This window comes from Wenjunlia vitaminophila DSM 41686 (genome assembly GCF_000380165.1).
In the GTDB taxonomy this organism is placed as follows: Bacteria; Actinomycetota; Actinomycetes; order Streptomycetales; family Streptomycetaceae; genus Wenjunlia; species Wenjunlia vitaminophila.
Window position 1 is genome coordinate 16220 of record NZ_KB904684.1, and the last position, 19633, is coordinate 35852.

The following is a 19633-nucleotide window of genomic DNA, read 5'->3' on the forward strand; positions in this document are numbered from 1 at the left end:
TCGAGAGTATGCGCGAGATCGAGAATATGGACAGGATGGGCCCCAGATCCAGCGTGAGGGGGGATTCGTCCCACGATGCCCCGCCCGGCGTCGTCCGCCGGCACCGCGGCGACGTCCCTGAGTCTCCCATCACAGGGCGCAGCCTACGCCGCCGCCGTCCGGCCCTCGACGGGGGGCGCCCCCTCGCGCCGCCGGGTCAACGCGGTTTCCTCAGACTGAACTTGCCGACCTTCTTGCTGAACAGCGCCCCACCCGTGCTCATGGAGACCCACACGGTGTACCTGCCGGCCGGAACGTCGGTGGTGTCCACGCCCTTGTCCCCCGGCGTGCTGAAGTACCCGCAGTCGTAGTTGCCGATGTCCCCGGCGGGAATGCACGGGCGCACCACGTTGGGGTTCTTCCTCGCCTCCAACGGGAACGAGTAGCACTGGGACCTGCCTTGCAGGGCGAGGTAGTACATGGAGTGGGTTTCCCCGCCGGCGCTCCTTCCCGGCAGGAAGAACACCCCTTCCGCGTGGAGCCTCTGGTCACGCTCCCATTTGTTCTCGACGGTGAAGACCACGCCGGGGGAGTCGTTGCCGACGATGTCCCTCTTGATGACCTTGACCCCGCCCCTGGATCCCCTGACGAGGAGCTCCGAGTCACCACATGCCTGCCGCCTGTCCACGACCTTGGGGGAGATCAGGCGGGTCCTGCGCTCGATGCCCTCGTTCTCGCTGGTGATGCAGACGGAGACGTCGTAGGTCCCCCGGGGGAGCGATTCGAAGGACAGGTCCTCCTGGGTGGCGAAGCCGCCCATCTCGTACTCGCAGAAGTACTCGTCGAAGTACTCCCGGTAGAGCCTCATCTCCTTGGTGGTCTCCAGCGGGTAGACCCAGGTCCTGCCGTCCCGCTCGAGGACGAGCCGCTTGGTCTCTTCGGCCACGCCCTCGGGGGAGACTCCGGGAATGAAGGCGTGACCGTTCATCTGCACCTTCCCTCCGACACCGAGGATCCTGGTGAGGACGGCCAGCGCGGTGTTGCTGTTCCGGAGCTTCTCCAGGTACTCCGCCGCCTCGTCGGGGTCCTCGGGGGCGGCGGGGCCGATCCGGACGTCGCCCCAGCGCGGTGCGGCGCCTTCGGTCAGGGAGTGGATGATGCTCCAGATCGACGGGAGACCCTGCCTGACCACCTCTTCGTGCCGCCGCACGGTGGGCGAGTCCACGAAGAGGAAGTTGAAATTCCGGTACTCCCGGAGAGCGGGGAGGTAGTACTTCACTTCCTGTTCGTACTGGTAGTCGCCGGGCGAGGAGATGACGTATATGTTCCGGTCGAAGTCCACCTCCTTCGCCAGGACGTCCTTCATGACGGCGTCCATGACGGCCACGTTCTCGTCCGGCTGCCCCTCTCCGAGGACCGCGTCCCCGAGCTGACCGTGCCCCTTGGAGTAGCTTCCCAACCAGTACTGCGGCGTCGAGGCGATGATGTTCTTGTAGTCGTACTTCACGCCGTAGTAGAGAGCCGCGCTCGCGCCTTTCGAGGCGCCCAGCAGGGTGACTTCGTTCCGGGTGACCCGAAGCCGGTCCATGTAGCTTCTTATGAGGGACTGGATCGAGTCCGAGACACTGAAGTCCATGTTCCTGGCCACATAGTACGAGGCCGCCCCGTCGAAGTGGTCACGAATCCGCAGGATGTTGCACTGGACCATTTCCAGCATGTTCCCGAACCCGTACTTGCTGCCCACCGACGAGAACACCACGAGCAGATGCCGGTGGTCCCCTCGGGCCGGGCGGAACTGGAATTCCACCGGCCACTTTCCGTGCATTTCCACGCTTTCCGTGAAGGAACGATTCTTCAGCGTGGCGTAGTTAGGTGACAGCGGGGGGAGGGAGTCGCTCATGCTCAACCTTCGGGCTCGCTCGGAATTCTCGTTCGGGACCATCGTTCTCACTCTGCCGACGCAGGTGCGATAAGCAATTCATGAGAACCCCCAAGTTTTCCGACGACGAACCTTTCCCCTGTACGCCCGTGGCCGATCGGGCGGCGCGGACGGCTGGCCCGGTCGGTGGCGTGAACATGCCCCGAGGAGTATACGGAGCGGCTTCTGGCACCTGCAGGCTCGCTCGCCCGATCAGCCTGGCCCCCAGCGGGTTCGCCGCATCGTGGCCGGTCTCCGCCGCGCGATGCGGGCCGTCCCGGCCCCGTAGCCCGGCGTCAGAGCCGTGAGCCCCAGCGAGAGCGACACCGAGGTCGGCGAGCCTGCGGTCAGCCGCCTTCCACACGTCGGTGACACTCTTCGAGCCTGGCAACCTCGTCACGATCTTCTGTATGTGGTCAGCCACGGTTGGGAGCGTACGTGTCCCACAGCCCGAAGCCGATGGCGTTTTCCCAGGTCGCTGCGGCTCGATCAGCCTTCGCACTGCTTCAGCATCATCGCCTTGTCCGCCGTCGTCACCGGAAGCTCGTACTTGTCGGCGACCTGTGCGAACCGCACCGCGTACGAGCAGCGGATCTTCTTGTTCGGCGGCAGCCAGGACGCGGGCCCCGAGTCCCGCTTCGCCGAATTGGCGCGCCCTTCGACAGGAAGCAGATTGAGCACGTCGTTCGCCAGTTGCTTGCGCTTGCTCTCCGTCCATCGGGCGGCGCCCATCTGCCAGCTATAGGAGAGCGGGACCACGTGGTCGATCTGCACCTCGGCCGCCTTCGCCTTCTTCCAGGCGATGTCCTTGCCGGTGTACGGGTCGTACAGGTCCATCGAAACGACCACGCAGTCGGAACCAGCTCGGAACCGGACGTTCCGGCCATGGAGCTTCAGCAGGTCGTTCCGCGTGTCACAACCATTGCGTGCCAGCGGCACCCCGTCGGCCGTGTCCATCCAGGCGTAGCCGAACGCGTCCCGGTCGTAGCCCGTCTTCGGGCCCCGTCCCCTCGTGGACAGGTCCGCTATGAGCGCGCGGGCCTCGGCCCTGTCCGCGTCCGTGCTCACGGGCCCGAGCCCGGGCTTCGTGCCGTCCGGGTTCTGGAGCGGGCTGCCCCCCCGGCCGTCCGGCGCGGCGGGCCCGCGTCCGTCCGGGGGGCCGGCCGAGGTGCCGCCCCGGTGCCCGTCGGGGGCGCCGTCCTGGAGGGGACCGCATCCGGCGAGGAGCATCCCGGCGGCTGCCAGCACCGCCGTCACCGAGCGGGGGAAGGGCATGTATGTGGCCATGACCCGTCAGAATGGCGCATCCTTGCGGCGCACCGCACTTTCTGGTGAAACGGGACCGTCTCTGACCGGGCCGTGGCGGGCCGCGGTTCAGTCCCCGGTGGCGGCCCCGGAGTGCGGGACCACCAGGCGGGACTCGTAGGCAACCACCACCGCCTGCGCCCTGCTGGTGAGCCCCAACTTGGCCATCATGCGGTTGACGTGGGTCTTCACGGTCGCCTCGCTGATCACCAGCTCGGTGGCGATCTCCGCGTTGGACATCCCGGTGGCGATCAGCCGGAGCACCTCCAGCTCCCGGGCGGTCAGCGCCCCGAGTTCGGTGACGGACCGGGAGACCGGGACGGCCCGCTGGGTGTAGGCCGCCACCAGGCGGCGGGTGACGCTGGGCGCGAAGAGGGTGTCGCCCGCGGCGATGGCACCGATCGCGGCGAGCAGCCGCTCGGGCCCGGTGTCCTTCAGCAGGAAGCCACTGGCCCCGGCGCGCAGGGCGGCGTACACGTACTCGTCGAGGTCGAACGTGGTCAGGACCAGGACGCGGGGCGGGGGGACGCCGTCGTGCCCGGCGGCTTCGGCGAGGATGCGTTCGGTCGCGGTCACCCCGCTCATCCCGGGCATCCGGATGTCCATCAGGATCACGTCCGGTCGGGTCTCGGCGGCGACGGCCACCGCCTCCGCTCCGTCCGCGGCCTCGCCGACCACCTCGATTCCGGGGGCGGCGCGCAGCAGCGCCGCAAGGCCGGCCCGGACCAGGATCTGGTCGTCCACCACGAGGACCCTGGTCACATCCGCACGCCCCTTAGCCCGGTCAGTCGGCGCGCGCCGACGTCGGCAGGGTGAGCCGGACCTCGAACCCTCCCTCGGGCCGCGGACCGACGGTCACCGTTCCCCCGTAAAGCCTGGCGCGCTCCCTCATGCCTATCAAGCCATGGCCAGAGGACGACAGGCCATCGGCGGCACGCGGGGGCATCGCCGGTGCACCGTCGTCGGTGACAACCACCACCAACTGGTGCGGATGGTACTGAACTCGGACGACCGCCCGCGCGGGAGCGGCGTGCTTGAGCACGTTGGTCAACGCTTCCTGGATGACCCGGTAGGCGCACAGCTCGACCCCCGGGGCGAGAGCACGCGGCTCACCGCTGGTCCGCACCTCCACCTGGACCCCGGCTGCGCCGACCCGCTCCGCGAGTTCGCCGATCCGGGCCATCCCCGGCACCGCGTCGTAGGGGACGCCCCCCTCCCCGCGCTGGTCCACCCGCAGCACCGACAGCAGGCGGCGCATCTCCTCCAGCGCCTCCTGGCTGGTGGTGGCGATCGTGCCCAGGGCCTGTCTCGCGGTCCCCGGGTCCGAGCCGAACACGTACCCGGCGAGACCCGCCTGCACCGATATGACCGACATGTGGTGAGCCACCACGTCGTGGAGTTCACGGGCGATCCTGACCCGTTCCTCGGCGACCGCGCGCCGTGCCCGTTCCTCCTGTTCGCGCCGCAACTGCTCGGTCAGCGTGGCCAGTCGTTCGTTGCGCCGCGCCAACTCCCGGTGGGTCAGTCCGAGCGCGCACAGCACAGCGGTCACCACCACCTTGCCGACGAGCGCCGGAACAGCGTTGATCTCGTCCACCACCGCGGAGTACCCCCACCCCGCGCAGGTGAGGACGGTGCACACCGCGATGGTGCGGGGCGGCCGGGCGGCGGCCACCGTGTAGAGGCAGAGCAACGGGCCGAAGCTCGCCGCGACCGGCCAGTAGCCGCTGGCCATCTCCACCGTCCACACCGCGCAGGCCAGTGCCCAGGTCACCACCGGCGCGCGCCTCCGGGCGACCAGCGGCGCACTGCTGAGCACGATCAGGATCTGGCCCGTGGTGTCGGTCGGCGCCCAAAGACCGTTCTCCGGGGTCCGCTCATGCGTCAGCAACAGACTGACGACGGACGCCGCCGCCGCCAACGCCACGTCCCCCACCAGCGGGTTCGTGGTCGTCAGCCGTCTGATCAGCGATGCTCCGGTCCGCATCGCCGCAGCGTAGCCCGCGGCCCCGGGCCAAACCGTCAACAGCAGGTGGGGCAGTTGTCCTACCACGTTGGTTGTAGACGCCCGTCCCCGTAGGTCCTCGGTTGGGGGTAAAACCCCACACCACCACCTGACGCCCGGTGCCCGGGAACCTCCTACTGTCAGTGGTGTTCCGATCGCCGGAGCCTCACGGGGGTGGGCTCCGGCGCCACCGTCGCCCTCGGCTCGCGGCTCCCCGCAGCTCCAACCCGCTGCGGGCCGAGGGGCGAATGCCCTGTGGGGGGGGAGCCGGCGCCGGCGGACGTGTGAGCCCTGTCCACGTCCGCCGGCCAGTCGGTGCCGTTGACGCCACCGACCTTTCCCGCGTGTTCCGGTCCAACGGCCCTCAGCCCCCGCATGCCGTCGAAGACCCCCGTTGGCCGCCCGGCGTTCGCGTCGAACGCTCCGGGCCGCACTTCCCCGATCGCCCCCGTCCTGGGTGAACAGCCAACAAGCCGCCAGCGTCCCCCTGTGCCGTTGGCGGCCCCCCAATCGGATGGGGTCCAGCTCGAGACGATGACCGGTTCGCTCGAGCAACCGGAACAGTTCGACTGTGGAGCGGCTGGAGATTGTCCGGAAGCACTGGTCCACCAGGACAAACAATCGAACAATCGATGCGGAGCGCAGGGAGTGCTCCCTTTGTGGGCCGGAAATGGCGTGACGCTGTGGTGAGAAGGGGCGCGGGGCGGCCAGAGCGACCGGTGGACCCGGATGCGGGACCGGTACAGCGACTGGCCTGGGAGCTACGGGGGTTGCGGGAGGAGGCGGGGTCCCCCAGCTACCGGTTACTCGCCCGCAAGGCCCACTACGCCGCCAGCACCCTGGCGGACGCCGCCAAGGGCGACCGACTGCCCACGCTCGAGGTCACCCTCGCCTACGTGCGGGCCTGCGGCGGCCCGGAAGCCGAGTGGAAGACCAGGTGGCAGGCGACGGCCGCACTGGTGGCCCCGTCGGCCGGCGGGCCCGGGGTGGCCGACCCGCGCGAGCCGGCGGGGCCGCACGGCAGTTCGGGCTCACCCGACCCGGGACCGCCCTGCCCCTACCCGGGCCTCGCGGCGTTCCAGGAACAGGACGCCGAGTTGTTCTTCGGCCGGCAGAACCTGATCGGGCAGGTCGCAGACCACCTGGAACGCGACGGCAACGCCCGGCTCGTCGCCGTGTTCGGCGCCTCCGGGAGCGGGAAGTCCTCCCTGCTGCGGGCCGGGGTGCTGCCCTCCCTCCCCGGGCACTGGCGCTCCCTGGTGTTCACCCCCGGCGCCACACCGCTCACCGCGCTGGCCGCCGCGGTGGCCAGCGCCACCGGTCCCGAGGGTGCCGCCACCGACACCGACACCGGTGGCGGGGCCGGGGACCTGCGGCGCGAACTGGCCGGGGACCCGTCGGCGGCCGACGTCGCGTTGACCACCTGGCTCCTCACCCAGCCGGACGCCACGCGGCTGGCGCTGGTCGTGGACCAGTTCGAGGAGATCTTCACGGTCTGTGCCGACGAGGCCGAACGCCACGCGTTCCTGGACGCGATCGCGCTGCTGGCCAACTCCGGGGAGAACCGCGTGCGGGTGCTGATCACGGTCCGCGCGGACTTCTACCCGCACTGCTCCGCCCACCCCGGTCTGGTGGGCGCGCTCAGGGACGGCGTGCAACTGCCGATCGGCCCCCCCGCCCCCGACGAGCTACGCGAGTTGATCGTGGAACCCGCCAGGCGCCGCGGGGTGGCGGTGGACGCCGACCTGCTGGCGACCCTGATCGCCGACGCCTCCGACCAACCCGGCAGCCTGCCCCTGGTGGCGCACCTGCTGCGGCAGCTCTGGCACCGCCGGCAGGGCGCCGCCCTGCACCTGACGGACTACCACGCCAGCGGCGGCGTCCAGGGTGCCGTGGCCCAGACCGCCGAGGAGGTCTACACCCGCTGCACCCCGCGGCAGCAGCAGGCGCTGCGCAACGTCTTCGTCCGGCTGACCGCCCTGGGCGACGGCACCGACGACACCCGACGCAGGATCAGCCGGGCCGAGATCGCCGGCCTGCCCCTCGCCGACGAGATCGAGTCCCTGCTCGAGGAGCTGGCCAGCGCCCGGCTCATCGTCCTGGACCGGAACACCGTGGAGGTCACCCACGAGGCCGTCATCTCCGCCTGGCCGCGGCTCCGCCGCTGGCTCACCGAGGACCGGGAGGGGCTGCGGCTGCACCGTCAGCTCACCCAGTCAGCGGAGTCCTGGGAACTGCTCGGCCACGACCCGGGGGCGCTGTACCGGGGGACCCGGCTCGAGCTGACCCGGGACTGGCTGGCCCGTGCGGACGAGCGGACGCTGACCGCGCGGGAGCTGGAGTTCCTCAACGCCAGCCTGGCCGCGCAGGACCGGGAGCAGCTCACCGAGCGGCGCCGCACCCGCCGGCTGCGCCAACTGGCGGCGCTGCTGACGGCGTTGCTGTTGCTGGTCTCCGTGGTGTCGCTGTACGCCGTCCGCGCCAGGAACACCGCGACCAAGCAGCGGAACTCCGCGCTCTCCCAGACGGTCGCCGGGCAGGCGGCGGGGCTGCGCGCCACCGATCCCTCCCTGGCCGGCCAACTCAGCCTCGCGGCCTACCGGCTCTCCCCCACCGACGAGGCCAGGGGCAGCCTGCTGAGCACGTTCGCGGCCACCTACGCCGCGGTCCTCACCGGCCACACCAAGGCGGTCAACGCCGTGGACTTCAGCCCCGACGGCAGGGTCCTGGCCACCGTCAGCGACGACCGCACGCTGCGCCTGTGGGACGTCGCGGACCCCCACCAGCCGCTCGGGCTGGCCACCAGGAGCGACCCCGGCGGTCCGGTCACCGTGGTGCAGTTCAGCCCGGACGGCACGCTGCTCGCTACCGCGGGCGCCGGCGACCGGGTGCGGCTGTGGGACGTCTCGGACCCCCACGACCCGCGGGAGCTGGCCGCCATCGCGCACCCCCAGGAGGTCGACGCCGTCGCCTTCGACAGCCGGAGCCGGCTCCTGGCCACCGGTGCCCGGGACGGCGGGCTGCGGCTGTGGGACATCTCCGACCCCCGGGACCCCACCGCGCTGACGTCCCCGCTGGAGCACGCCGGGCCGGTCCTCGGAGTGGCCTTCTCGCCCCGGGACGACCTGCTGGCCAGCGGCGACGCGAAAGGCGTCGTCCGGCTGTGGACCATCCGGAGGGAGGTCAGGGGCCACGCCCGGGCAGTGGAGGGCACGCGGGTGCGCCTGGCGAAGCGGCTCGACGCGCACCGCGGGGCCGTCACCTGGGTGGGCTTCGCGCCGCGACGAAGATCCGTCCTGGCCACGGCGAGCGAGGACCGCACCGCCATGCTGTGGGACACCGCCCACCCGGCCCGGCCGGTGCGCCTGTCCACCATGCGCGGGCACACCGACGGCCTGAGCGCGGCCACGTTCAGCTCGCACGGCGACGTGCTGGTCACCGCGAGCCGTGACCAGACCTCCCGGGCCTGGGACCTCGCCAACCCGCGCCTGCCCCGGCTGGCCGTCACCCACAGCGGCCACACCGACGCGCTGACCGGTCTGGCCCTGAGCCCGGACGAGAAGGTCCTCGCCACCACCAGCCGCGACCACGACATCCGGCTGTGGGACATCCCCAACCCCACGGTCAGCGGCCACTCCGACGCGGTGTGCGCGGTGGCGTTCAGCCCGGACCAGCGGGTCCTCGCCACCGGTGGGTGGGACAGGACCGCGCGGCTGTGGACGGCGGCGACCCCCCGGCAACCCCGGCGCCTGGCCACCCTCCCGGGTCACCGGGCAGCCGTGTGCGGGGTCGCGTTCAACCCTGACGGCTCCGTCCTGGCGACGGCCAGCCTGGACCACTCGGTGCAGCTCTGGGACCTCGCCGATCCCCAGCACCCCCGGCTGTTGAGGCGCCTCGACGCGGGCGTGGGGGCGATCCACGAGATCGTGTTCAGTCCGGACGGTCGCGTCCTGGCCGCCGGCGGCAGCGGTGGCGTCCGCCTGTGGGACGTGGGCAACCCCGAGATGTCCCGTGCCCTGCACTCCCGGGCCCTCCAGCCCGGCAACGTCACCACCGTCGCCTTCAGCCCGGACGGCGACCTGCTCGCGGCTGCCGGGGACGACCGGCCCCTGCAGCTCTGGTCCGTCCGGCACCCGCGTGAGCCGAGGGTCCTGACCAGCGTGTCGAGCCGCGACGAGCGCGTCACCTCGGTGGCGTTCAGCTCCGACGGCCGGACCCTGGCCAGCGCCGGGTTCAGCGGCACCGTTCGGCTGTGGCACGTGACCAACGGACGCCGGCTCACCACCGCGGCCACGCTCAACAACCACGTCGGCGCCGTCTACTCGGTGGCGTTCAGCTCGGACGGCCAGACCCTGGCGACCGGGGGCGCGGACAGCACCGTCCGGCTGTGGGACGCCTCCGACCCGGACGAACCCGAGGAACTGGCGGCGCTCACCGGCCACACGGCCCACGTCTACGCGTTGTCGTTCCACCCGAACGGGCACGTCCTGGCCACCGCGAGCCAGGACCACACGGCCCGGCTGTGGGAGACCAACCCGGAGGAGATCGTCTCGAACATCTGCCGACTCGCCCGCCCCAAGATCACCCGTGAGCAGTGGGCGAAGTACTTCCCGCACGTGAGGTACCAGCCTCCGTGCCCCTGACGTCCCCGGGCTCGGCCTCGGGCTCCTCCTGGGAGACCGGGAACCTGCGGGGGATCATGGCCAGCAACAACAGCACGGCGGCCACACAGACCACCGTCACCCCGACGTACACCCGGTGGGTCGCCAGGTCCAGGGCCCGCCGCAGGTAGTCGGCGGCCTCCGGGCTGAGCGCGCCGTCGGACCCGAGGACCTCACCGATGTCGTCCACGTCGTCCGGGACCTCACCCCGCAGGCCGGCCGGGGCCCCGTCCAGGCTCGCCCGGAGCGCGGCGTTGGACACCGCGCCCAGGATCGCCGCGCCCAGGCTCTGGCCGAGGTAGCGGGAGAACACCACCGCCGCGGTGACCGTGCCGCGCTGCCGGTGCCCGACCGTGCTCTGCGCCCCGACCACCAACGTCGGCGAGAACAGGCCGAGTCCGGCGCCGAGCAGCAGGGTCGCCCCGACCACGTGCCACAGCGGCGGGTCGAAGGGGAGGGCCAGCATCCACCCCGCGGCCAGGGTCGCCACCGCCGCGCCGATCAGGGCCGTGTCCCGGAAGCCGATCCGCAGGTACAACTGGCTGCACACCGCGGAGGCCACCGGCCAGCTCATGGTCATGGTGGCCATCACCAGACCCGCCTGGATCGCCCCGAGGCCCAGCACCTCCTGCGCGTACACCGGCAGGAAGACGCCTGGTCCGATCATGATCACGCCGATGGAGAGCTGGGAGATGTTGATCCCGGCGAGCACCTTGCGGGTCCACACCCACGGCGGCATCACCGGCTCCTCGGCACGCCGCTCCACCACCACCGTCAGGGCCACCAGCACCGCGGCCGTCCCCAGCAGCGCCAGGCTCGGCGGCGATCCCCAGGACCAGGCCACCCCGCCCTGGAGCAGGGCGAGGATCAGGCTCACCCCGGCGCCCAGCATCACGGTGGCGCCGAGCCAGTCGACGGTGGCGCTGCCCCGGCGCCGCCGCTCGTGGAGGTGCCGCACGATCAGGGCGAGCGCGGCCACCCCCACGGGCAGGTTGACCAGGAAGACCCACCGCCAGGACACGTACTCGGCGAACGCCCCGCCGAGCGCGGGGCCCCCCACCGCGGCCACCCCCCAGACCGTGGACAGCGCGGCCTGGATGCGACCGCGCTCCTTGAGCGGGTAGAGGTCACCGGCGAGGGTCAGGACGGTGGCCTGGATGGGACCGGCGCCGAGCCCCTGCACGGCCCGGAAGACGATCAGCGACGGCATGTTCCACGCCACGGCGCACAGCAGCGAGCCGAGCAGGAAGGTCAGGGTTCCGGCGACGAGCACCGGCTTGCGGCCGTAGAGGTCCGCGAGCTTGCCGTACACCGGGATGGTCACCGTCTGGGCGAGCAGGTACGCGCTGAACACCCAACTGAAGATGGAGAAGCCACCGATGTCGCCCACGATGTTGGGCACCGAGGTGGACACGATGGTGCTGTCCATGGCGGCGAGCGCCATGGTGAGCATCAGGGCGAGCACCAGCAGACGGCGGTGTCCCGGCTGCTGCGCCTCCCCACCGGGTTCCGAGCCCGGTCCTCCCGGGGCACCGACCGGAGGGTGCCCGGAGGACCCACCGTTCCGCCCGGTGCCCCCCTGCCGTGACGCACCAGCCGACTCCTTCATGACGCTCCCTCCGCCGTTCTTCCTCCCGCCGTCCGTGCACCGGCCCCGCCCCTCGGCCACCGGCGGGTGTGCGGGCCGGCGTCCGCACCGGCACGCGGCCGACCCGGCGTCAACTCCCGCTGTGGGAACTCTGGGAGCCCCCCGAGCAGGGCCGACCGTCGTGTCCTCCTCCCGACGGAGGCACTCCACCCAGCCAACCCGCCCCTTTTCGCGCCTTTTCCCCCGTGTGTTCCAGGCAGGGGGGCGCCCTGGCCGGGCACACCGGGCAACGGGGGCGGGAACCAGCGCCACGGTGGGCGCACACTGGCCGGTCGCTGGTATGAGCCCCTAGGGGCACCGCGTACGACTTTCGGTGGCAGGGTTCGTCCCCCGGCATGAGGGCCCCGTCGCGCGGCCGACCATATCGTGGGTCACGCAGGTCGGCTCAGGGCTTTCACGGGCTCTGTGGGGGGAAGCGACTCGGCGGGCACCCGGGTGCCCGCGGGACCAGGAGGGTGGGGTTTACCCCCGGTCCAAGACGGCGCCACGCCCCATCGCAGCCACGACGGCCGGACGGCAGGCTGTGTACGCAACCAACCAGTCGCCGACGACACATGATCAACGAGAACCGCAGGAGACAACAGTGACGACGGTAGTGGCCACAGCGCAGACCGAGGGCAGCGGAGGACACACCGCCGTGGCGGCCCGCACCCGCCAGGTGACCAAGGCCTACGGTTCCGGCGAGACCCGTGTCGTGGCGCTGGACAACGTGGACGTCGACATCGCCCGCGGTCGCTTCACCGCGATCATGGGCCCGTCCGGCTCGGGCAAGTCCACCCTGATGCACTGCCTGGCCGGACTCGACAGCGTCACCGAGGGGCGCATCTGGATCGGCGAGTCCGAGATCACCAAGCTGAACGACCGCAAGCTCACCCGGCTGCGCCGGGACAAGATCGGCTTCATATTCCAGGCCTTCAACCTGCTTCCCACCCTGAGCGCCGCGGAGAACATCACCCTCCCCATGGACATCGCCGGTCGCAAGCCCGACCGGGAGTGGCTGGACCGGGTGGTGGAGACCGTGGGCCTCGGCGGCCGGCTGAAGCACCGCCCCAACCAGCTCTCCGGTGGCCAACAGCAGCGCGTCGCGGTCGCCCGCGCCCTGGCCGCCCGCCCGGAGATCATCTTCGGTGACGAGCCGACCGGGAACCTCGACTCCCGCGCCGGCGCGGAGATCCTGGGCTTCCTCCGCCGCTCGGTGGACGAACTGGGCCAGACCATCGTGATGGTCACCCACGACCCGGTGGCCGCGTCCTACGCGGACCGCGTGCTCTTCCTGGCCGACGGCCGCATCGTGGACGAGATGCACAACCCCACCGCCGAGGCGGTCCTGGAGCGGATGCTGCGCTTCACCGCCAGCGAGACGGCACAGCCCGGTCACCCCTCCACGTCCCAGTTCGGCTCGGGGAGGACCGCATGACGGTCCTGAAGACCTCCCTGCGCAACTTCTTCGCGCACAAGGGACGGATGATCCTTTCCGGGATAGCCGTCCTGCTCTCGGTCGCGTTCGTCTGCGGCACGCTGGTGTTCACCGACACCATGGACCACACCTTCGACAAGCTGTTCAACGACAGCGCGGCCGACGTCACCATCTCCGCCAAGGAGATCGACGACGCGCAGGACAACGGCAAGGTCGCGACCGTGCCGGTCACCCTGCTGGAGAAGGCGAAGCGGATCGAGGGCGTCAAGGCCGCCTACCTGGACGTCTCCTCCGACAAGATCACTGTTGTTGACTCCGACAACGACAACATCGGCCCCACCAGTGGCGCCCCCACCGTCGGCGTCAACTGGCAGGAGTCCGACCGCAACCCGCTGGAGCTCAGCTCCGGCCGGCTCGCCAAGGGCCCGGGCGAGGCCGTGCTCGACAAGGACACCGCGGACAAGAAGGACGTGGAGATCGGCGACACCCTCAAGGTCATCGCCATCCCCGGCACCTTCGAGGTCAAGGTCACCGGCATCGCCTCGTTCACGGCCACCAACCCCGGCGCCACGCTGGTCATCTTCGACACCCCGACCGCGCAGGCGAAGCTGCTGGGCAGCACCAAGGAGACCGTCGAGGTGGACCTCGACGCCGCCGCCGGGGTGAGCAACGACGAGCTGAAGAAGAACGTCCTGGCCGCCCTCGGCTCCGACTACGACGTGAAGACCCAGTCCGAGACCGCGGACGACGCGGCCGACGACCTCGGCAGCTTCTTCGACTTCATGAAGTACGCGATGCTGGCCTTCGCCCTCGTCTCGGTCATCGTCGGCATCTTCCTCATCGTCAACACCTTCTCCATGCTGGTCACCCAGCGCACCCGGGAGATCGGCCTGCTGCGCGCCGTCGGTGCCAGCCGGAAGCAGGTCAACCGTTCGGTGCTGGTCGAGGCGGTGCTGCTGGGCGTGGTCGGGTCCCTGCTCGGCATCGCCTCCGGGATCGGCCTGGCCGTCGGCCTGATGAAGCTGATGGGCAAGGCCGGCATGCACCTCAGCACCTCCGACCTCACCATCAAGGTCTCCACCCCGCTCATCGGCCTGGTCCTCGGCGTGGTCGTCACCGTCCTCGCCGCCTACCTGCCCGCCCGCCGCGCCGGCAAGGTGTCCCCGATGGCCGCGCTGCGCGACGCCGGAACCCCGGCCGACGGCAAGTCAGGAAAGGTGCGGGCCGCGCTCGGGCTGCTGATCACCGGTGTCGGCGGAGCCGGCCTGGTGCTGGCCACCACCGAGGACGACGGGGGCGTCGCCGGCCAGTACCTCGGCCTCGGCATCCTGCTCACGCTGATCGGGTTCATCGTCATCGGGCCGCTGCTGGCCTCCGTGGTGGTCCGCGTGCTGGGCTTCCTCGGCCTGCGGGTGTTCGGTGCGGTCGGCCGGATGGCCGAGCGGAACGCGCTGCGCAACCCGCGGCGCACCGGCGCCACCGCCGCCGCCCTGATGATCGGTCTGGCGCTGGTCTCCGGTCTGGCCGTGGTCAGCTCCTCCATGGTGGCGTCGGCCACCGACGAGTTGGACAAGTCGGTGGGCGCGGACTTCATCGTGGGTTCCGACATGGGGCAGCCGCTGGCACCACAGGTGACCCAGGCGGTCGTGGCGGCCAAGGGGAAGCTGGACCACATCACCAACTTCCGGTCCGTCAACGCCAAGGTGACCACCCCGGGCGGCAAGGACGAGAAGGGAACCCTGGAGGCCACCGACCCGACGTACATGCAGGACGTGCGGACCAAGGCCGTGGCCGGTGACCTCGCCACCGTCTACAACACCGTCAACACCGTCTCGGTCCCCGAGGGATTCGCCGAGGACAACGAGCTGAAGGTCGGTGACAAGCTGACCGTCGCCTTCGTCGAGGGCAAGACCGCCACGCTGCGGATCGCCGCGATCACCGCCGACGACACCATGCTCAGCCACGGTGCCCGCTTCATCAGCACGGCCACGATGGAGCGCAACCTCCCCGAGGACAAGCGCCCCCTGGCCGAGATCATGCTGGCCAGCGCCAAGGACGGCCAGGAGGACCAGGCGTACACGGTGCTCAAGCAGAACCTGGAGGAGTACCCGCAGGTCAAGGTCCGTGACCAGGCCGACTACAAGAAGGTGCTCGAGGACCAGGTCGGCCAGCTCCTCAACTTGGTCTACGGCCTGCTGGGCCTGGCCATCGTGGTGGCCATCCTGGGTGTGGTGAACACCCTGGCCCTGTCGGTGGTCGAGCGCACCAGGGAGATCGGCCTGATCCGGGCGATCGGGATGTCCCGCCTCCAGACCCGGCGGATGATCCGGCTGGAGTCGGTGGTGATCTCCCTCTTCGGGGCGATCCTCGGTCTCGGGCTCGGCCTCGCCTGGGGCATCGCCGCCCAGAAGCTGATGGAGCTCGGGGGCCTGAAGGTCCTGGAGATCCCCTGGGCCACCATCGCCTACGTCTTCGTCGGGTCGGCCGTGGTGGGTCTGCTGGCGGCGGTCATCCCCGCCTACCGCGCGGGCCGGATGAACGTCCTCAACGCCATCGCGACGGACTAGCCGCCACGGCGGTGACAGCGGACGGGCCCGGCTTCCCCTCGGAAGCCGGGCCCGTCGGTCGTGGTGCCGCGGTCCGCGGTCAGCCGGAGGTGGTCGCCGGGACGGGCTCGGCACCGGCCGGGGTCCCCGGCACCGGCAGTCCGCCCCCGTTCTTCGCGGCCACGCCCTTCAGCAGCGCGGCGAGGTCCACCCCGGTGGTGGAGCGGAGGAGTTCGACGCCCTGCGCCACGTTGTCGGCGACCGCGCGCGGCAGCCGCCCGGCACCGTCCGTGGAGATCACCGTCATCGTGTCCACGGCGCTCAGCGGCTCCGACGCCTTGGCCACGACCTGCGGCAGCACCTCGACGAGCATCTGGAGCATCGCCGCGTCCCCGTACTGGGCGAACGCGTCAGCCTTCCTCCGCATCGCCTCGGCCTCCGCGGAACCCCTGGCGCAGATCGCCGCCCCCTCGGCCTCGCCCTCGATGCGCACCGCGTCGGCCAGCGCCGCGCGCCGCGCCTTCTCGCCCTCACCGGTCAGCCGTGACCGCTCCGCGGCGGCCTCCGCCTCCTTGACCGCGGCGACCCGGCGGGCCTCGGCCTCCTGCTCGGCCTGGTACCTGGCGGCGTCGGCGGGCTTGCGGACCTGGGTGTCCAGCTCCCGGTCGGTGAGCGCGGCCTGCCGGGCCGCGACCTTCTCCTGCTCGCTGAGGACCTCCTGCCGGCGCGCGGCCTCGGCCAACGGGCCCGCGGCGTTGGCCCGGGCGGCGGCCTCGTCGGTCTGGGCCTTGATCTCGGCCTGCTTCAGGTACAGGGTCCGCTGGGCGACGGCGATCTCCTCCTCCGCCTTCAGCCTGGCCTGCTCGGCGGCGCGCCGTGCCTCGGCCTCGGCGATGTCCGCTTCCTGCCTGGCCCGGGCCGCCTCCGGGCGACCGAGGTCCTCCAGGTACGAGCCCTCCGTGGTGATGTCCTGGATCTGGAAGGCGTCCAGGACCAGGCCCTGCCCGGACAGGCTCGCCTCGGCCTCCTCGGCGACCTGCCCGGCGAACGCCGCCCGATCCCGGATGATGTCCTCGACGGACATCCGGCCCACGATGGACCGCAGCGCCCCGGAGAGCACTTCCTGGGTGAAGCCGACGATCCCGCTCTGCTGCTGGAGGAAGCGCTGCGCGGCGGCGCGGATCGAGTCCTCGGTGCCGCCGACCTTGACGATGGCCACGCCCTCGAGGTTGGCCTTCACCCCGCGCAGGGTGACCGCGCCCCGCACGGCAACCGGGATGTGGCGGCTGGACAGGTCGAGGGAGAACCTCTGCTGCACGAACGGCACCACGAAGACGCCGCCGCCAACCACGACCTTCTGGCCGCTGTTGTCGGTGAACACCCGTCCGGTCTGCGGATCGGTGGACCTCTGGCCGCGCCGTCCGGTGACGATGAACGCCTCACTGGGACCCGCCACCTTGTACCGGCTGATCACGGCGAGCGCCAGGAGCACCAGGAGCACCACGATTCCCAGCGTGGCGATGACAACAGGACTCAAGGCAGTGCCCTTCGAACGGGCCCCACGCGGGGGCAGGACGTACAGGACTCGGCCCGGCCGGAACGGACGTCAGCGTTCCACCGGGCGCACCGCGACCGAGGTGGGCGACGGAACCGCCTCCACCCAGACCTCCGTGCCACGGGCCAGGGCCACGGCACACCTGGCGGCGAGCTTCACCGGTTGGCCCGACAGGTGCAGCAGCACCTCTCCGTAGCCGCCGGCCGGGATCGCGGTCACCACGGAACCCGACGTGCCCACGAGGTCCTCGTTGCGCGGGGCGCCGCCGCGGTCACGCATCAGGGCCCTGCCCAGCCACCACACCAGCGCCGCGGTGCCCACCCCTGCCCCCGCGCCCACCAGGGCAGCGGCCCCGGCGCCGAGTTCGGTGGTGCCCAGCACGATGGCGCCGACGAACCCGAGCATGGACAGGAACGCGGTCACCACCGGGAGCGAGAACAGGCCCCCGAAGGCGTCAACGCCGTCGAAGACCCCTTCCAGGACGCCGTCGAGGACGAGGGAGAGCGCCAGCAGGACGACCCCGACGATGCCGGCAACGAGCAGGAACGTCACGGCCTCCCCCTCCCCGTCCGCGCCGGGCACCTCGGTTCCGACAACGAAACTGCCAGAGTCGGACCCGGCGCACACTGCCGTGTTCCGGCAATGTTCGCCGTCCCTTCGCGTCGGCCACGCCGAACGTCGGCGGGGAACACCGCCGCGGCCAGCTCACCGGCGGGGCCAGCTCACCGGCGGGGCCACGGCGCCCCGTCTGCCTCCCGCGGCGCCGCGGTCCCGTCCCGCCCGACCCTCGCGAGCCCGTCCGGGTTGGTCACCGGGTGGGTTGCCGTCCACCGGGTCAACGGGCCAGCCGGCGGACCTTCAGCACGTTGTCGGTGCGGACGGCCGGCCGCCCTTCGGGGTCGGTGACGTCGCGCTCGTACTCCTCGCTCACCAGCACCTCCCACGCGTCGGCCGGCAGGCCGAGGTCGTGGAAGACCTCCTGCGGGGTGGGGAAGCGCATGGTGGGGTGGGGGTGCTCCCACCACGTGGGGTGGCCGGCGTGCCCACCGACCAGCAGTACCCCGCCGGGGGCGACGGCCGCCGCGGCGGTGCGCAGGATGCGTTCCCTGGGCAGCTCGAACTGCGAGTGCAGGAACTGGGCGGAGACGAGGTCGAACGTCCCGGTGGGGAAGGACACCGCCAGGTCGTGCTGCTGCCAGTCGATCCGGTCCGCGACGCCGGCCTGGCGTGCGTGGTCCCGGGCACGGTCGAGGGCGACCGAGGAGACGTCGACGGCGGTGACGTGCCAGCCCTGCCGGGCGAGCCAGACCGCGTCGGCTCCCTCGCCGCACCCCAGGTCGAGGGCCCGGCCCGGGGTCAGTCCGGTCACCTCGCGGACCAGCACGGCATTGGGCTTCCCGCTCCAGATCCGTTCGCTTGAGCCGTAGCGGGCGTTCCAGTACTCCTCGGCCGAGAGGTGCGTCTCGTCGTCGGTCATCGGCCTGTCCTCCGTCGTCGAATGGTCGAGCGGCGGTGCGCCCGCGTCACGGGAGAGCCTCGACCACCGACCCGTTTGTCGGCAAGCTTCGTTGCCACAACGGCAAACAGCTCAGCCTGGGGAAGGGCCCGCGGCGGCTCCGGCCGGGTGACCGGTGCCGGCCGGATCACCACGCGGGACGGATCGGTCCCGAGGGTCGCAGCCGGGTCAGGTCGGCGACGAGCGCACCGAACCGCGCGTCGCCGAGCGCTTCCCGCCACGGGGCCACGGCGGCCCGCGCCGCTCGATCCGCGGCCCGGGTGGCGGCCCATCCCCGTTCGGTCAGCTCCAGGAGCCTGGCCCGGGCGTCCCCGGGGTGCGGGCGGCGCACCACGTAGCCCTTGCGGACGAGTTCCTCGACGAGCTGGGCAGCCGCCTGCTTGCTCACCCCCAGGTGATCGGCGAGGTGCGCGGTCGTGGTGGCGCCTGCCGTGATCCGGGCGAAGGCGAAGCCGTGGGCCGGGCGCAGGTCCGCGAACCCCTGCTGCGACACCCGGGAGTGGATCTCCTGCACCAACTGTCCCGAGAGCGCGAGCACCAGAGCGGAGAAAGCCAGGGCGTCATCCATGACTTGACTATAACCAGACAAGGGGTTTGTCTATATGGACAAGGAGCTTGTCCATCAAGGAGGTCGTCATGCCCTTCGTCCGCGGCGCCGAGGCCGTCACCCATGAGGTCCACGGCGCGCGCTTCACCGCCTACGCCAACCCCGGCACCGGCAGCCGGGACCTCGCCGCCTGGCGCACCGAGGTCCCGGCGGGATCGGCACCCGTCCCCCACGTCGTCTCCCACGAGGAGGTCTTCTACCTGCTGTCCGGCGAGGTCCGGCTCACCATCGACGGCGACACCGCCGACCTGCTGCCCGGCGACGCGGCCGTCGCCCCTGCCGGCTCCCGGATAGCGGTCGCCAACCGGACCGACGAGCCGGCACGGATGTGGGTCACCACCCGCGTCGGCCTCACCGCCACCCTCGGTGACGGCAGCACCCTCACCCCGCCGTGGGCGAACCACCGCCCCGGGACCGGCCACGCCGTCCCGGGGTGACCCCGCGCGGCCGCCGGCAGGGGTGAGCGCGCTGCGCGG

Annotated in this window: 13 protein-coding genes; 4 read left to right on the forward strand and 9 right to left on the reverse strand. The window is 71.5% G+C overall.

The annotated features are described in order from the left end of the window. Positions 1-196: 196 nt before the first annotated feature. The 4 genes from A3IG_RS0118520 to A3IG_RS0118535 all read right to left on the reverse strand — a co-directional run bounded on the left by A3IG_RS0118520 (position 197) and on the right by A3IG_RS0118535 (position 5189). Positions 197-1879, reverse strand: a complete 1683-nt coding sequence (locus A3IG_RS0118520) for a hypothetical protein (protein ID WP_026220399.1) — start codon at positions 1877-1879, stop codon at positions 197-199. 507 nt (positions 1880-2386) lie between these two features. Beyond that, complete coding sequence (locus tag A3IG_RS0118525) at positions 2387-3184, reverse strand: HNH endonuclease family protein (RefSeq protein ID WP_051087552.1); 798 nt, start codon at positions 3182-3184, stop codon at positions 2387-2389. An 87-nt stretch (positions 3185-3271) separates the two neighbouring features. After that, complete coding sequence (locus A3IG_RS0118530; protein WP_018385085.1) at positions 3272-3964, reverse strand: response regulator; 693 nt, start codon at positions 3962-3964, stop codon at positions 3272-3274. 22 nt (positions 3965-3986) lie between these two features. Beyond that, positions 3987-5189, reverse strand: a complete 1203-nt coding sequence (locus A3IG_RS0118535) for a sensor histidine kinase (protein WP_018385086.1) — start codon at positions 5187-5189, stop codon at positions 3987-3989. 737 nt (positions 5190-5926) lie between these two features. On the opposite strand from A3IG_RS0118535, the gene A3IG_RS0118540 reads away from it, so the two are divergent. Further along, positions 5927-9850, forward strand: coding sequence for an nSTAND1 domain-containing NTPase (locus A3IG_RS0118540; protein ID WP_026220401.1), 3924 nt, complete (start codon positions 5927-5929; stop codon positions 9848-9850). Here A3IG_RS0118540 and A3IG_RS0118545 read toward each other — a convergent pair. Beyond that, complete coding sequence (locus A3IG_RS0118545; protein WP_018385088.1) at positions 9789-11477, reverse strand: MDR family MFS transporter; 1689 nt, start codon at positions 11475-11477, stop codon at positions 9789-9791. The genes A3IG_RS0118540 and A3IG_RS0118545 overlap by 62 nt on opposite strands. A gap of 676 nt (positions 11478-12153) precedes the next feature. On the opposite strand from A3IG_RS0118545, the gene A3IG_RS30335 reads away from it, so the two are divergent. Beyond that, positions 12154-12933: an ABC transporter ATP-binding protein gene (locus tag A3IG_RS30335; protein ID WP_169366230.1), complete on the forward strand. Its 780-nt coding sequence runs from the start codon at positions 12154-12156 to the stop codon at positions 12931-12933. Then, positions 12930-15500: an ABC transporter permease gene (locus A3IG_RS0118555; RefSeq protein WP_018385090.1), complete on the forward strand. Its 2571-nt coding sequence runs from the start codon at positions 12930-12932 to the stop codon at positions 15498-15500. The genes A3IG_RS30335 and A3IG_RS0118555 overlap by 4 nt, the downstream gene beginning before the upstream one ends. A 79-nt stretch (positions 15501-15579) precedes the next feature. Here A3IG_RS0118555 and A3IG_RS0118560 read toward each other — a convergent pair whose 3' ends face one another. The 4 genes from A3IG_RS0118560 to A3IG_RS0118575 all read right to left on the reverse strand — a co-directional run bounded on the left by A3IG_RS0118560 (position 15580) and on the right by A3IG_RS0118575 (position 19118). Then, positions 15580-17016: a flotillin family protein gene (locus A3IG_RS0118560; protein WP_040911861.1), complete on the reverse strand. Its 1437-nt coding sequence runs from the start codon at positions 17014-17016 to the stop codon at positions 15580-15582. A gap of 69 nt (positions 17017-17085) precedes the next feature. Continuing rightward, entirely contained in the window at positions 17086-17586 is a 501-nt protein-coding gene (locus tag A3IG_RS0118565; protein ID WP_026220402.1) for a hypothetical protein, read from the reverse strand. Positions 17587-17869: 283 nt separating this feature from the next. After that, positions 17870-18511, reverse strand: a complete 642-nt coding sequence (locus tag A3IG_RS0118570) for an SAM-dependent methyltransferase (RefSeq protein ID WP_018385093.1) — start codon at positions 18509-18511, stop codon at positions 17870-17872. Positions 18512-18677: 166 nt separating this feature from the next. Continuing rightward, a complete protein-coding gene (locus A3IG_RS0118575; RefSeq protein WP_018385094.1) occupies positions 18678-19118 on the reverse strand; it encodes a MarR family winged helix-turn-helix transcriptional regulator in 441 nt (146 codons plus the stop codon). A gap of 68 nt (positions 19119-19186) precedes the next feature. Here A3IG_RS0118575 and A3IG_RS30340 point away from each other — a divergent pair, with 68 nt between their 5' ends. Then, positions 19187-19594 (forward strand): cupin domain-containing protein, encoded by a 408-nt coding sequence (locus A3IG_RS30340; protein ID WP_040911867.1) that lies wholly within the window; start codon positions 19187-19189, stop codon positions 19592-19594. The last annotated feature ends 39 nt before the right edge of the window (positions 19595-19633 follow it).

Bases quoted from the DNA above. Each gene is read 5' to 3' on its own strand.
- A3IG_RS0118520 (WP_026220399.1), bottom strand. From the start codon at position 1,879: ATGAGCGACTCCCTCCCCCCGCTGTCACCTAACTACGCCACGCTGAAG.
- A3IG_RS0118525 (WP_051087552.1), bottom strand. From the start codon at position 3,184: ATGGCCACATACATGCCCTTCCCCCGCTCGGTGACGGCGGTGCTGGCA.
- A3IG_RS0118535 (WP_018385086.1), bottom strand. From the start codon at position 5,189: ATGCGGACCGGAGCATCGCTGATCAGACGGCTGACGACCACGAACCCG.
- A3IG_RS0118545 (WP_018385088.1), bottom strand. From the start codon at position 11,477: ATGAAGGAGTCGGCTGGTGCGTCACGGCAGGGGGGCACCGGGCGGAAC.
- A3IG_RS0118555 (WP_018385090.1), top strand. From the start codon at position 12,930: ATGACGGTCCTGAAGACCTCCCTGCGCAACTTCTTCGCGCACAAGGGA.
- A3IG_RS0118570 (WP_018385093.1), bottom strand. From the start codon at position 18,511: ATGACCGACGACGAGACGCACCTCTCGGCCGAGGAGTACTGGAACGCC.
- A3IG_RS0118575 (WP_018385094.1), bottom strand. From the start codon at position 19,118: ATGGATGACGCCCTGGCTTTCTCCGCTCTGGTGCTCGCGCTCTCGGGA.
- A3IG_RS30340 (WP_040911867.1), top strand. From the start codon at position 19,187: ATGCCCTTCGTCCGCGGCGCCGAGGCCGTCACCCATGAGGTCCACGGC.